This is a genomic window from Thiohalophilus thiocyanatoxydans (genome assembly GCF_004366735.1).
In the GTDB taxonomy this organism is placed as follows: domain Bacteria; phylum Pseudomonadota; class Gammaproteobacteria; order UBA6429; family Thiohalophilaceae; genus Thiohalophilus; species Thiohalophilus thiocyanatoxydans.
This window is the reverse complement of sequence record NZ_SOQX01000001.1, coordinates 18,171-32,153: the sequence shown is the minus strand read 5'-3', so window position 1 is coordinate 32,153 and position 13,983 is coordinate 18,171. Positions and strand designations below refer to the sequence as shown.

10 protein-coding genes are annotated in these 13,983 nt (G+C 56.1%); 6 read left to right on the top strand and 4 right to left on the bottom strand.

All coding sequences use genetic code 11. The features are described from left to right. The first annotated feature begins 65 nt into the window (after nucleotides 1–65). The 3 genes from nifJ (at nucleotide 66) to ubiT (ending at nucleotide 5,571) form a co-directional block, all read left to right on the top strand. On the top strand, nucleotides 66–3,698 hold the full coding sequence (nifJ, locus tag EDC23_RS00150) for a pyruvate:ferredoxin (flavodoxin) oxidoreductase (RefSeq protein WP_134080252.1): 3,633 nt from the start codon (nucleotides 66–68) through the stop codon (nucleotides 3,696–3,698). Nucleotides 3,699–3,700: 2 nt separating this feature from the next. Next, the gene (locus EDC23_RS00145; RefSeq protein ID WP_134080251.1) at nucleotides 3,701–4,714 is read left to right on the top strand and encodes a dihydroorotate dehydrogenase-like protein; all 1,014 of its coding nucleotides are present in this window, start codon (nucleotides 3,701–3,703) and stop codon (nucleotides 4,712–4,714) included. Between the two features lie 371 nt (nucleotides 4,715–5,085). Then, the gene (gene ubiT, locus EDC23_RS00140; RefSeq protein WP_166668727.1) at nucleotides 5,086–5,571 is read left to right on the top strand and encodes a ubiquinone anaerobic biosynthesis accessory factor UbiT; all 486 of its coding nucleotides are present in this window, start codon (nucleotides 5,086–5,088) and stop codon (nucleotides 5,569–5,571) included. Between the two features lie 579 nt (nucleotides 5,572–6,150). Here the strand turns inward: ubiT and ubiV are convergent. The 3 genes from ubiV to EDC23_RS00125 are packed head-to-tail and all read right to left on the bottom strand — an operon-like array spanning nucleotide 6,151 to nucleotide 9,004. After that, complete coding sequence (ubiV, locus tag EDC23_RS00135; protein WP_243830670.1) at nucleotides 6,151–7,077, bottom strand: ubiquinone anaerobic biosynthesis protein UbiV; 927 nt, start codon at nucleotides 7,075–7,077, stop codon at nucleotides 6,151–6,153. Further along, on the bottom strand, nucleotides 7,068–8,075 hold the full coding sequence (gene ubiU / locus EDC23_RS00130) for a ubiquinone anaerobic biosynthesis protein UbiU (RefSeq protein ID WP_134080249.1): 1,008 nt from the start codon (nucleotides 8,073–8,075) through the stop codon (nucleotides 7,068–7,070). The genes ubiV and ubiU overlap by 10 nt, the downstream gene beginning before the upstream one ends. Continuing rightward, the gene (locus EDC23_RS00125; protein ID WP_134080248.1) at nucleotides 8,072–9,004 is read right to left on the bottom strand and encodes a TIGR01212 family radical SAM protein; all 933 of its coding nucleotides are present in this window, start codon (nucleotides 9,002–9,004) and stop codon (nucleotides 8,072–8,074) included. Before EDC23_RS00125 ends, ubiU begins: the two co-directional genes overlap by 4 nt. Before the next feature lie 144 nt (nucleotides 9,005–9,148). Here EDC23_RS00125 and EDC23_RS00120 point away from each other — a divergent pair, with 144 nt between their 5' ends. Continuing rightward, the gene (locus tag EDC23_RS00120; protein ID WP_243830669.1) at nucleotides 9,149–9,778 is read left to right on the top strand and encodes a TatD family nuclease-associated radical SAM protein; all 630 of its coding nucleotides are present in this window, start codon (nucleotides 9,149–9,151) and stop codon (nucleotides 9,776–9,778) included. A 273-nt stretch (nucleotides 9,779–10,051) separates the two neighbouring features. Here the strand turns inward: EDC23_RS00120 and EDC23_RS00115 are convergent, their stop codons facing one another. Next, nucleotides 10,052–10,873, bottom strand: coding sequence for an amidohydrolase family protein (locus EDC23_RS00115; RefSeq protein WP_134080247.1), 822 nt, complete (start codon nucleotides 10,871–10,873; stop codon nucleotides 10,052–10,054). A 159-nt stretch (nucleotides 10,874–11,032) separates the two neighbouring features. On the opposite strand from EDC23_RS00115, the gene EDC23_RS00110 reads away from it, so the two are divergent. Both EDC23_RS00110 and glcF read left to right on the top strand, forming a co-directional pair. Further along, complete coding sequence (locus EDC23_RS00110; protein WP_134080246.1) at nucleotides 11,033–11,917, top strand: PhzF family phenazine biosynthesis protein; 885 nt, start codon at nucleotides 11,033–11,035, stop codon at nucleotides 11,915–11,917. A gap of 637 nt (nucleotides 11,918–12,554) precedes the next feature. Next, nucleotides 12,555–13,862: a glycolate oxidase subunit GlcF gene (gene glcF / locus EDC23_RS00105; protein ID WP_134080245.1), complete on the top strand. Its 1,308-nt coding sequence runs from the start codon at nucleotides 12,555–12,557 to the stop codon at nucleotides 13,860–13,862. The last annotated feature ends 121 nt before the right edge of the window (nucleotides 13,863–13,983 follow it).

Here is a 13,983-nt window from a genome sequence, read left to right as displayed (position 1 = left end):
GACGAAACAGACAGGGCCTTCTATCTTTAGTGATGATCAAGCCAAGCAAAAGGATGCCCTGCCTCATGTCTGTACCCGCTACGCTGACTATCGATGGTAACCAGGCCGCGGCCACGATTGCGCACAAACTTAACGAAGTGATCGCCATCTATCCTATTACCCCGGCCTCGCCGATGGGGGAATGGGCCGATGAGTGGTCGTCGCGCGGACAGACCAATCTGTGGGGCACGGTGCCGCGGATTGTGGAGATGCAAAGTGAAGGTGGCGCCGCCGGCGCCGTGCATGGTGCCCTGCAGGGCGGTGCCCTGACCACCACCTTTACCGCCTCGCAGGGACTGCTGCTGATGCTCCCCAACATGTACAAGATCGCCGGCGAGCTGACCCCGGCGGTGTTTCATGTGGCCGCCCGCTCGCTGGCCTGTCAGGCGCTGTCGATCTTCGGGGACCACAGTGATGTGATGAGCGCGCGCATGACCGGCTTCGGCTTTCTGTGTGCCAACTCACCACAGGAGGTGATGGATTTTGCCCTGATCGCCCAGGCCGCGAGTCTGGAAGGGCAGGTGCCGCTGATCCATTTTTTCGACGGCTTCCGGACTTCCCACGAAGTGGCCAAGCTTCAGGGAATTGAGGACGAGACGCTGAAGGCGATGATCCCGCATGAATGGATCGAGCGCCATCGCGCCAACGGGCTTTCTCCCGAACACCCGGTCCTGCGTGGCAGTTCGCAAAATCCCGACATCTATTTCCAGGCGCGTGAGAGCGTGAACCCCTACTATGCGGCCATGCCGTCCATCGTGCAGGGCGCGATGGACCGCTTTGCCGGGTTGACCGGGCGCCAGTATCGGCTGTTCGAGTATCACGGCAGCGAGCAGGCCGAGCGGGTGATGGTGTTAATGGGCTCCGGCGCCGAAGCGGCTCAGGAGACGATCGATTATCTTCTGCAACAGGGTGAATCGGTCGGCCTGCTCAAGGTGCGTCTCTATCGGCCGTTCGATGCTGACGCTTTGATCGACAGCCTGCCGGACAGCGTCAGGCACATTGCCGTGCTGGATCGCACCAAGGAGCCGGGCGCCGATGGTGAGCCGTTGTATAAAGATGTTGTGACGGCGGTGGCGCAACATTACAGCGGTGAGGCGTGCAAGTTTGAGCAGATGCCGAAGATCATCGGCGGGCGTTACGGTCTCTCCTCCAAGGAATTCACGCCGGGCATGATCAAGGCGGTGTTCGATGAGCTGGGCAAGGCGCGGCCGAAAAACCAGTTCACCATCGGGATCCATGATGATGTGACCGGGACAAGCCTGGCGTGGGATCCGGCGTTTCGTACCGATGCCCATGAGCAGACCTTTCAGGCGGTATTCTACGGTCTGGGCAGTGATGGTACGGTCAGCGCCAACAAGAACAGCATCAAGATTATCGGCGAGTCCACCGAACTGCACGCGCAGGGCTATTTTGTCTATGACTCGAAAAAGGCCGGCGCCGTGACGGTCTCGCACCTGCGCTTCGGACCCAATCCGATCCATTCCACCTATTTAATTGGCGATAATGACGCCAACTTCGTCGCCTGCCATCAGCCGGTGTTTCTGGAGCGCTACAACATGCTCGACATGGCGGCCGATAACGCCGTCTTTCTGCTCAACTCGCCGGAACCGGCCGAGCGGGTGTGGCAGACCCTGCCGCGTACGATGCAGCAGCAGATCCTCGACAAACAGATTCGCCTGTACACTATCGATGCCTATGCGGTGGCCGAGCAGGCCGGAATGGGTCAGCGGATTAACACCATCATGCAGACCTGTTTTTTTGCCATCTCCGGAATCCTGCCCCAGGAGCAGGCCATCAAGTCGATCAAGGATGCGGTGGAGAAAACCTATGGCAAAAAGGGCCGGCGGATTGTCGAGATCAACTTCAAGGCGATTGATGAGACGCTGGCGCGCCTGCACGAGGTAAGTATTCCCGACCAGGCGGACAGCGAGTTCGAGATTGCCCCGCCGGTGCCCGCCGGGGCGCCCGAATTCGTCCGGGAGGTGACCGGCGAGATCATTGCCGGGCGCGGTGACCAGGTGCCGGTCAGTCGCCTGCCGGCCAACGGCAGTTTCCCGCTGGGGACGACCCGTTATGAAAAGCGCAACCTGGCGCTGGAGATCCCGGTCTGGGAGCCGGAACTGTGTACCCAGTGCGGCAAGTGTCCGCTGGTCTGCCCCCATGCGGCGATCCGCAGCAAGATTTTCGCCAGGGCGGAACTGGATGACGCGCCGGCGCAGTTCAAGGCGCATCCGATGCTGGGCAAGGATTTCCCCGAGCAGATGCTGATCAGTTATCAGGTGGCGCCGGAGGATTGCACCGGTTGCGGTCTGTGCGTGGACATTTGCCCGATCCACGACAAATCCAATGCCAGTCGCAAGGCGCTCAACATGGCGCCGCAACCGCCGCTGCGGGAACAGGAGCGGGAGAACTTTGACTTCTTTCTGGATCTGCCGGAGTACGATCGCCGTGAACTGAAAGTGACCACGCTCAAGGGCTCGATGGTGATGGAGCCCCTGTTCGAGTTCTCCGGCGCCTGTGTCGGCTGTGGCGAGACCCCCTATCTGAAACTGGCGACCCAGCTGTTTGGCGATCGCATGCTGGTGGCCAATGCCACAGGCTGCTCCTCCATCTACGGCGGCAATCTGCCCACCACCCCCTGGTCGACCAACCGGGAGGGTCGCGGTCCGGCCTGGAACAACTCGCTGTTCGAGGACAATGCCGAGTTCGGTCTGGGCATGCGGCTGGCTGCCGACAAGCAGCGTGAACAGGCCCGGGAGCTGCTCGAGGCGCTGCGTGAGCAGCTGGACGGGACCCTGATCGACGCCCTGTTAAATGCCGATGAGTCAGACGAGGCCGGTATCCACGATCAGCGCCAGCGCATCGAACAGCTGCGCCACCAGTTAACCGGACTCGAGGATCCGCGGGCGCCTGTGCTGAAACAGCTGGCCGAAAACCTGGCGCGCAAGAGCGTCTGGATCGTCGGTGGCGACGGCTGGGCCTACGACATCGGCTACGGCGGGCTGGATCATGTGCTGGCCAGCGGCGCCGATGTAAATATTCTGGTGCTGGATACCGAGGTCTATTCCAATACCGGCGGACAGACCTCCAAGGCGACACCGCGCGGCGCGGTGGCGAAGTTTTCCGCCGGCGGCAAGCCGACCGCCAAGAAGGACCTGGCCCTGCTGGCGATGGATTACGCGAATGTGTATGTCGCCCATGTGGCCTACGGGGCCAAAGATGTTCAGACGTTACGTGCCTTTCTGGAGGCCGAGGCCCATGCCGGCCCCTCATTGATCATCGCCTATTCCCCCTGTATTGCCCACGGGGTGGATCTCTCCAACAATCATCGCCAGCAGAACCTGGCGGTCGACAGCGGGCACTGGCCACTGTTCCGGTTTGATCCCGGGCGTATCGGGCAGGGCAAAAATCCCCTGCACCTGGACTCGGGCGAACCGTCGATCCCCTATCGGGAGTTTGCACAAAGCGAGACCCGGTTCAGTATGCTCTGGCACACCCACCCCGAAGCGGCCGAACAGTTTATGCAGGAGGCACAGCAGGAGGTGCAACATCGCTATCACTATTACAAACAGTTATCGGAACTGGATTGGGATAACAGCGTGAGTGCGGCCGCCGTCAAGGCCGGGATGAATCAGGACAAAAACAAGGCGGAGGATTGAAAATGGTGGATATGACGACCGACTATCTCGGCCTGCAGCTGGCCAACCCGCTGGTTCCCTCCTCCTCGCCATTGACCGGCGATCGGGATTCGGCGTTGCGACTGCGCGATGCCGGTGCCGCGGCAATCGTCATGCCCTCGCTGTTTGAGGAAAAGATCGACCAGGAAGAGCATCAGCTGGATCGTTTCTTTCATCAGCAATCGATCGGGTTTAACGAGATGGAAAGCTTTCATCCGGTACCGGATGAGTACAAGACCTGTCAGGATGAATACCTGGAGCAGCTGCAACGGCTCAAACGCGAACTGGATATCCCGGTGATCGCCAGTCTCAACGGCACGACCCCCGGCGGTTGGCTGGAATACGGCAAGCAACTGCAGCAGGCCGGTGCCGACGCGCTGGAACTGAACGTGTACTACATTGCGGCAGACAATGAAGAGAGCAGTGGCGAGGTCGAGCAGCGTTACCTGGATATTCTCTCAAGCCTGCAGGAACAGGTGACCATTCCCATCAATATCAAGCTGTCGTCCCAGTTCAGCTCGCCGCTGCATTTTGTGCGCAGTCTGGAGCAACATGGCGCGGCCGGCGTCAGTCTGTTCAACCGCTTCTATCTGCCGGATATCGATCCGGAGGAGCTGCGTATTGAGCCGACCCTGCACCTGTCGACCTCGTATGAGTCCTTGCTGCGTATCCACTGGCTGGCGTTATTGCACGGCAGGGTGAATCTGTCGCTGGCCGCCACGGGCGGGTTTCATACCGCCCGGGACGGGATCAAGGCCCTGTTGACGGGGGCGGATGTCGTGCATCTGTGCAGTGTGTTGCTACAACAGGGGCCGCAATACCTTGGAATTATACTGGATGAGATGCGCCAATGGCTGGAGGAGTATGAGTACGACTCGGTCCAGCAGATCAAAGGCAGTATGAGTTACCGTAACGCCCCCGATCCCGGTGCTTATCAGCGGGTCAACTACATCAGCGTACTGGACAGCTATACTTCACCCAGAGGCGTGATGCGGTGAGAGAAATAATCCAGTCCGCGAATGAACGCAAATCAACGCAAATAAGATAATTGCGAGTGAGGGTTGTTTAACGTTGAGTCTCTCCAGTCCACTGAAGGTGGATCCAGAATGGTCGTTGATACATTAAATAGGTGTTCCGAATACCCGATCACTTTTTTTAAAAGATTGCTTCGCTCGCAATGACTGTGAATAGAGAGGTCATTGCGAGGAACAACGTACGAAGCAATCTCTCTGGGCTGGTATTCGGAACACTTATTTAAACTCATTGGCGTTTATTCGCGTTCATTGGCGGACGCTTTTTTGATCCGGATCAATCGTTCTCCCTGCCTGCGGCGCTAATCTGACGGTCCCTACCTATCAGGATGACGAATATGAAAGCGCCACTCAAACCGATGTCGCTGGCCATGCGCGCGACGCCTCCTGCCGTACAGACGGCGCTGCTGGCGAGGGCGTTCAACCATCTGCTCAGGGGGCAGGCGATCGGTGAGCAACTCGACACGCTGAATGGCAAACGGCTGGCGATCGAGATCACCGACACGGGAACCTGCCTCAATTTCACCGTCAAGCGCGGGCGTCTGTATCGCACCGGCTACGTCGGCAAAGAGAACTGGGATGTCTGTATTCGCGGCAGTCTGGAACATTTCTGGCAACTGGCCAGCCGCGCCGAGGATCCAGATACCCTGTTCTTCAACCGGCAGCTGGAAATCGAGGGTGAGACCGCCACCGGGCTGTATATCAAGAACCTGCTCGACAGTCTCGACTACGACTGGGAAGCCCATTTTCAGTCGGTGCTGGGCAAGCGTCTTGCCAAACTGCCGTTGGCAGTCTGGCAGGGCCGAGGTCCAAGGGACGAGTGACGAGGACAGTATTTCAAAAGCCCCGCCACCGGGATACGAACAGGTCATTGATATAATCTTCGTGTCTTCGGCTAAATAATTTCCTCTTCCCTGAATATCTGTTCCTAAAAGGTGTGTAGAGGTGTAGGTCAGGTTGCGCTCAGCGCTACCTGACATTCTCCGTATTGGCAGGGTGTCACGCAGGCTAACGCCAGCGTGACCTACAGGATTAGCCAGAGTATAAAGTGAGTAGGCCGGACTGAGCACCCTTCGGGCATAAACTCCGCGGTGTCCGGCAATTCCGGGGTAATGCCCGATACCGCTGCGCTATATCGGGCCTACATGCTGCATGTTTTGGAAGGGACGAGGGGCGAGGAAAAGAACTATAGCTCGACACGATGGATTTATGTCTGCAGGATGCTATATCGGGCCGGCGTCGTGTAGGAGGCGAGCCCTCTGGCCGATGGGTTGAGGATGGTGCGATCGTCGAGGCTCGGCTCCCACAGAGCGCTGCTTGATACCGCTGCACTATGTCACAAGCAGTCAACATAACACTTCGTGTCTTCGCGCCTTCGTGGTGAATAACTTCCTCGTCCCTCGTTACTCGTACCTCGTCCCTAGCCCGAAGGGCTGTTGCTGTTCGATCCATTGCATGCCGGGACTGTCATGCCAGTAGCCATTACTGGCGGATCCGATGGTCAATGCATTGAGCTGAGATTCGGCGCTGGCGGGATCGATGTCCCCCGCCACGGTTTGACGAAACAGCGTCACAATCTCCTGCATATGAGAGGATTGGGGTGAAATCCGCAGGACATCCACCGCCAGTTCATCCAGGGTCGGAATGGCCCGGACCAGGTTACAGGTGGTCGCCGACTGGGTCTGAATGCCGTTGAGGGTGAGAAACGACTGCTGATCGCGGGTCTGCATATCCAGGCCGTCGGGGTAATCGCCACAGCGTAACTGACAGTTGTCCTTGGGTAACTGGCAGGCGCGGGCGGTAAAACAGCGGGCCGAGAAGGCCAGGGGCAGGCGGCCGAAGACAAAGACTTCGGTCTCCAGCTGCGGGGGCCTGGCCTGTTGCATCGCGGCGAGGGTCTGTTGCGACAGCTCCACCGGCATGACCCAGCGCCGGGCACCATTGTCGTAATGCAGCGCCAGTGACTCGGGGTTGTAGATGTTCAGATGGGGTCCGGCGACATACTCCCGGCCCTTGAGATGCTGCACCGCGGTCATGTCATTGGCTTCCACCATGAACTCGCCGTTTTGCGCGATGCGTCGCAGGGTGCTGATTTCCGAGCCGGCCTCGATCAGGGCCAGACTGGAGAGGACCACCTCCTTGCCGGCGGCACGCAGTTGCCGGGCGATCTGCAGCCAGTCATCCAGGCGCAGGGCGCGCCGCTTGGAACAGACCACCTCGCCGAGATAGACACAATCCACCGGCCACTCGGCAACCTGCCGATAGAAATCGATCACCTGCTCTTTGGGCCAGAAATAGAGAAGCGGGCCGAGCGCGAGTTTCATTGCCATTGGCGATCCAGTGCCCCCAGGGTGTGGGTGTTGCCTTCGGCGAGTTTATCGAGCTGCAGGATCCAGTCGTTGCGGGGCGTATAGTTGTCGGGATCGCGCTGCGCGGCATCCAGCGCCTGGCGCAGGACATGGGTGACCTGGGCGACATAGGCCGGACTGCGCTGGCGGCCTTCGACCTTGATCGCACTGACGCCGCTGCGTACCAGCTCCGGCAGGATGTCCAGCACCGAGAGGCTGGTCGGCTCCTCCAGGGCATAGCCGAGTTCCTGGTTTACCTCGAAGCGACCCTTGCACAGCACGGGATAGCCGGCGCTCTCCTGCGGTTTATAGACATCGATCAACACGTCATTCAGACGGACTTCGCGGCCTGCGTCGGTTTCATGCCATTGCACCGCATGGGCCGGCGAGCAGGCGCCGCAGGTGTTGGGCGACTCGCCGGTGACATAGGAGGAGAGATAGCAGCGTCCCTCGACCATGACGCAGAGGGAGCCGAAGGCAAAGGTTTCGATCTCGACATCGGTGTTGGCGATGATGCGTTTGACCTGGGTCAGCGACAGGACCCGCGGCAGCACCACTCGCTTGATATTGAACTGCTCGCGATAGAAGGCGATTGCCTCGTAACTGGTGGCCGAGCCCTGGACCGAGAGGTGCAGGCGCAGCTCGGGGTGTTCCCGACGGGCGTAACGCAACAGCCCGGTATCGGCGAGGATCAGGGCGTCCACGCCGAGCGCGGCGGCCCGGTCCACGGCAGCGGTCCAGATGGGCCAGCTCCCGGGTTGCGGATAGGTGTTCAGCGCCAGCAGCACCTTGCTGCCGCGTTGATGGGCATAGGCGATGGCCTCGCCGGCGGTGCCTTCATCGAAGTTAAGACCGGGAAAGTTGCGCGCATTGGTGGCGTCCCGAAAGCCGATATAGACCGCATCGGCACCGTTATCCACCGCCTTGCGCAGGGCGGGAAAGCTCCCGGCGGGCGCGACCAGTTCGACCTTGCCGCTCATGACATCGCCTCACGGCAGGGGACCATGCCCTGGCGGCTGCCGCGCCGGCTCAGGATCTGTTCGATCCCGTTGAGCACCTTCCATTTCCAGTTGCACCAGTGGGGCGCCAGCAGGAGTGTCTCTGCGGCGGTCCCGGTCAGGCGGTGATAAATGATCTCCGCGGGGGTCATCTCCACCAGGTCGGCCGCGGTCTCCATATACTGCGTCATGGACCAGGGCTCGTACTCGCCGCGGCGCCACTGATTGGCCAGCCGGGTCCCCTTGACCACATGCAGCGGATGCAGCTTGAGTCCCTCGACACCTTCGTTCAGGACCCGGGATAAGGACAGGCGGGTATGTTGCGGTGACTCGCCGGGCAGGCCGAGAATCAGGTGCGTGCAGACCGGCAGCTGGCGCCGGTGTGCCGCGTGGATCGCGCTTTGGTATTCGCCAAAGCCGTGGCCGCGATTGACCCGCTCGAGGCTCTCGTCAAAAGCCGATTGCAGCCCCAGCTCCAGCCAGATCTCATAACCCTGCTGGTGATAGTTCTGGAGCAGATCCAGCACCTTTTTTGGCACGCAATCGGGGCGGGTCCCGATGGCCAGGCCGATGACCCCGGGTTGGGAGAGGGCCAGATCGTAGCGGCGTTGCAGTTCCTGCACATCATCGTAGGTGTTGGTATAGGCCTGAAAATAGGCGAGAAACTTTTTCGCGCCGGTGCGTTTGACGAGAACCCGGCGGCCGTTATCCAGTTGCGTACAGATTGGATCGGGCTGACGGCCGTGGGGACTGAAGGAGACATTGTTGCAGAAGGTGCAGCCGCCCCGTCCCAGCGTGCCGTCCCGGTTGGGGCAGGTGAAGCCGGCATCGATGGCGAGTTTGTGAACCCGCTCGCCATAACGCGACAACATCGTCTGGCCGAAAGTATTGACGTAATCCGCGAGGGTCATTGGGAGAAACAGCAAGCCATGGTCGTTTTGTCAGGACAATGCAGGCTACTTCAGGAGGCGGGTGGCTCAATTGATCCAGGTCAACGAAGGATAATATAAGAGCCGGGTAAACTGTGCATCCAGCCCGGGACGAGAGGGGTACAAATGCCGTCTTCGACACAAGCCATGGAAAAACCGAAAGAAACCCTCGCCTACAGTCTGCATGGTAACTGTTATTTGAACATCACCTGGCACTGTACCCTGCGCTGCCGGTTTTGTCCCAAGTTCAACGGCAGCTGGGATGTACAGGGTTACAATTTGTGGTTACACGAGGAACCGGGCGTAGAACAGATTCTCGCGGCAATCGGTGATCCCGCGCAATACAGGGAAGTTGTGTTTTGTGGCTATGGGGAGCCGACATTACGCCTGGATGTATTGCTGGAAGTTGCCGGAGCGCTCAAGCAGCAAGGCGTCAGGATCCGGATCAATACGGATGGACTGGCCAATCTGGTACATGGATGTGATGTGACACCGCGGCTGGCGGAGGTGGTGGATGCCGTTTCAATCTCCCTCAACGCCCAGGATGAGCCACTGTACGAACATCATTGTCGCCCGAAACGTCACGGGGCCTTCATGGCCTTGCAAAACTTTGCCCGCCGGGCCAGCCAGCGCGGCATGGATGTGACCCTGACCGCAGTCAATGGGCTCGAAGGGGTCGATATCCATGCCTGCCAGGATATTGCCGAACACCTTGGCGTGAAATTCCGGCCCAGGAAACTCGACCAGGTCGGTTGAGCGTCCGACGCTTGATTCCCGTAGTCGGATAATTCAGCTATTCGCCTTTCAGGCGTTCAGGGAGGAGCGTAACAGGATGCTGCCACACCAGCGTGCTTTGAGAGCGCGTTGATGCGTGCCGGACTTGTTATCGGGCCCGCCCGGGTCCGGTTGTTTGATGAGCGGGCGGTTTGGGAAGACGCCGCGCGCCGGAGTCCGTGCTCACTGCCAATCTGGCGATAGTTACCGCAACTGTTAAAGGTGATTCACGTTGCCTGTCAACTCAGGCTGGATTCATTTGCTCCGATCCTGATGGGTTAACAGTCTTTCGGCATTCCTGTAGGCCAGGCGATCGGCAACATCCGAGGGCAGTTGTTTCAGCCATTGTCTGAGGAGTGCAGCCTCTGCATGATAATTTCCCCAGCGTTGGGTACTGTATGTGTCCACCCCCACCAGAAACCGTTCCGGATGTTGTATAAACAGGTTGTACCACTTGTCAGCAAGCTGGCCATTTGGGGCGATACGATCATTTCGCACCGACACATCCACATACAATTCCGGGTAGCGTTGCAGATAATCATCCAGTAAATCCGGGTACGGATAGGCGCCGGCATGAGCCCAGATCACCGTCACTCCGGGCTCGGTCTCATAAATAGTGTCGATCACCGCCGGATCGCTATGCATTAACAATGGTAGCTTGTGCTGCGCGGCCAGTTGTATCAGCCGGTGTAACACCGGGCTGTGGCGATCTTTTGCGAAGATATGCAGTTCGCCGATACCACGCCAGGGTCCGTCTTCAAGTTGTTTTTCAATATAGTCCGGAAGACTGGTGTCCTGATGCCAGTTCTGTTTGTCCTGCGGTTGTTTGTAGACGCCAAGGAAAGGAATGATTCGATCTGCATCGGTCTGATAGAGCGTGGCAGCGTTTTGCGCCGGCATAGCAGTAACAAACGCCTGACTAATGTTATTCTTTTCAAATATACTAATTATCTGTTCAGGGGAGTAGATATCTCTGTTGGAGTCATTGTAATGTACATGGGCATCAACGAGGGGCTGGCTGAAAAGATTGGAGGAAATAACCAGAAAGAGCGGTAGTAAAAGTAAATATTTATTCATGGGGATAAAATAGCATACAAAGGATCGATAAAACACGCTCTATACAGAATACGTTTTCTGTGCAAGCCGGTAGTTATTCAGGATAAAGAAATATTGCTCCCTGGAGTATGGATAGGTCATACTTTTGAAAATCGGTAATAGACAGGACAGGGACTCTTTATGGCATATGATTTTTATATTGTCGATGTTTTTGCCGAACAGCCCTACTCGGGGAACCCGTTGGCTATTGTACTCACCGAGCAGACACTGCCGGAAGAAACAATGCAGCGAATCGCCGCAGAAACAAACTTTTCCGAAACAACCTTTTTGACACCCGTTGCCGGGGGTGACGGCAGTTATGCGCTTCGCATATTCACCCCGTCAAGGGAGATCGACTTTGCGGGCCATCCGATTCTGGGCAGTGCGTGGATTCTCGCTCACTATGTGATATCGAATCGGCCCGGGCGAATAACAATCAATCTTAAAATCGGACAGATAGAGGTTGAGTTTGGCATCTCGGCTGATGGCAGGGAGACGGTTTGGTTTGCTTCTCCCGCGGTGTCATTCGGCAAAACCAGTGAACCTGAGCCTGTGGCAGCGGCATTGGGGATAGCCGTTGCGGATATGGAGCCGGGTTTACCGGTTCAGCTTCTGGCAGCCGGTACCTCGGCGATAATCGTTCCACTTAAAAATCTGGGTGCGTTGGAGCGTTGCCAGCTCGATCTGGAGCGTTATAATTTCCTTGAAAAACAAGGGTTTCCGCCGCTTGTTTATGTATTTTGTAATGAGACAGCGGACCCGGATAATGACTTGAGTGCCAGGTTTTTCTTCGAGGCGGGCGGGGTCCGTGAAGATCCGGCGACCGGGAATGGAGCGGCATTTCTCGGAGCCTACTTGCAGAAATATCAGTATCGCGTGAAAAAGGACTTTTCCTTGCGAATCGAACAGGGTAATAAAATCGGCCGTCCATCGTTGATATACCTGGAAAGTCGCTCAGACTCAAAAGGTTGTCAGGTCAAGGTCGGGGGACATATTGTTCCGATAGTGGAAGGTAAACTGTTGTAAGTGACTTCACTGGCAAGCCGAAAGTTCGTCGGGGGCTCACGAGCTGTACAGTATAAGAACAACTCATTAAATCTTCGCTAAAGTCCTGTTATCACACGTCCGGTATAGTTGCCGCGACACGGCTTCTGCTGTCGTCAAATCTGCATCAGAACGGCAGCGGGGCAAGCTTATTTATATTCCTTTCTGTCGGCAGAACCTGCGCGTTTATTCAACTCACAGGGCCGACCGTATGTGGCAGCAAGCTGCTTTTTGAATCAACATTCCCGCCATCTGTGTATCAGTATTCCGAACTATTGACCAAGCTCTGTCCACTAAAAAAAGCTGAAAACAGGCATTTTTAAACAGGCGTACTGTTGTGTCAGCAAATATAGGGTCTGACGTAAAACGGCAAGTCTATTATCAATACCTATAAGGCCAATCGAAATAAGGTCTTGGACATCAATTGAACTCTGAATCATAGTCAGTATAACTCTGTCTGATCGAGTTAAACGAACCGTGTACGGACGCCATCAGGAAACTGGTAGTTCGTTGTTCGTTAACTAAAAATGCCTTAATTGTTTTGTCTATATATCTGGATATAAGGCAGTTTCGATTTTTAGTCAGATCGAAATACGTGACTACCTTCAGGGGTATTGATATGAAAGTAGAACTATCCGAAAGATATCAGGATACGGTTCTGGGGAGAGAAGCTGAGAATCTGCTTTTGCCCTGTGTGCAATGCGGGCAATGTACATTTACTTGCCCGACATTTCGTCTGCTCGATGACGAGTGGGATGGTCCACGGGGTCGCATCTATTTAATCAAGCAATATCTTGAAGAAGTAGAGCCCAGTCAGGATTATCTTCCACCAGCATATACGTTGAAAACCCTTGAAGGAAAGACGATTGGAGAAAATCTGAAAATTCATCTCGACCGCTGTCTGACCTGTCGTTCCTGTGAAACAAGTTGTCCACAGGGCGTTGGATACGGACGTTTACTGGATATCGGCAGGGAGTTGGTTGAAAAGAATGTACCGCGTCCGCTCAAAGAAAAGATAACACGGAAAATGATTCGTTCGATACTTTTACACAGATTCCGATTTACCGTGTTGCTGCGTGCAGGACAGTTTTTTCGGACATTTCTCCCGGCGTCGATGAAAGAAACTATCCCGGTACGACGCAAGGCTGGTGAATGGCCTGATCGCCCTCACCAGCGCAGGATGGTTATTTGGCAAGGTTGCGTACAACCTGCGTTGGCACCGGATATCAATGCGGCGGCGTCGCGAGTATTGGATCGCTTTGGAATAAGAATAATTCCCGCTGGCGAGGGGTGTTGCGGCGCTGTTAGCCAGCATATGGGAGCAACGGAAGAGGCGAGAGAGTTGATGCGCCGAAATATTGATAATTTATGGTCTCACATCGAGTCAGGTGCAGAAGCAATCGTGCTGACTGCAAGTGGATGTGGAATGCAGTTTCGTGAGTACGGTGACATGTTACAGGATGATCCGGAATATTGTGACAAAGCTAAGCGTATAACGGATATGACAAAAGATATCGCGGAGGTCGTTGAGGAAGAATGGCCTGATTACATCAAACTGTCCGAACAGGGTGACGTTAAACGAATCGCATTTCAATCATCCTGCAGTCTGCAGCACGGAGAGAAGTTGAATGGTGTAGTTGAAAAGTTGCTCAAACGTGCAGGATTCAAGCTGGTACCTGTCGCCTATTCGTTTATGTGTTGTGGGTCGGCAGGAACATATTCGATCCTGCAAAGAGGTATAGCAAAGTCACTTCGATTTCAAAAGTTGAAGACTCTATTGGCAAGTCGCCCTGAATCAATCGCTACAGCAAATATTGGTTGTTTGACTCACCTTTCGGCTGTGTCACCTGTAGCGGTGAATCACTGGATCGAATTGCTGGATGAAAAGCTTCCTTCCAGGAAGGATTCAGTTATTTCAGAAGAATAGTTATAGATAACCAGAATATTGGGAAATAACTGCATAAAATAAGAAAAGTAAAGTAAGGAATTCCGTGAGTCATTTTGGCTGTTGCGTAATCATATTTTGAATTAGTGAGGTACAAGAAAAG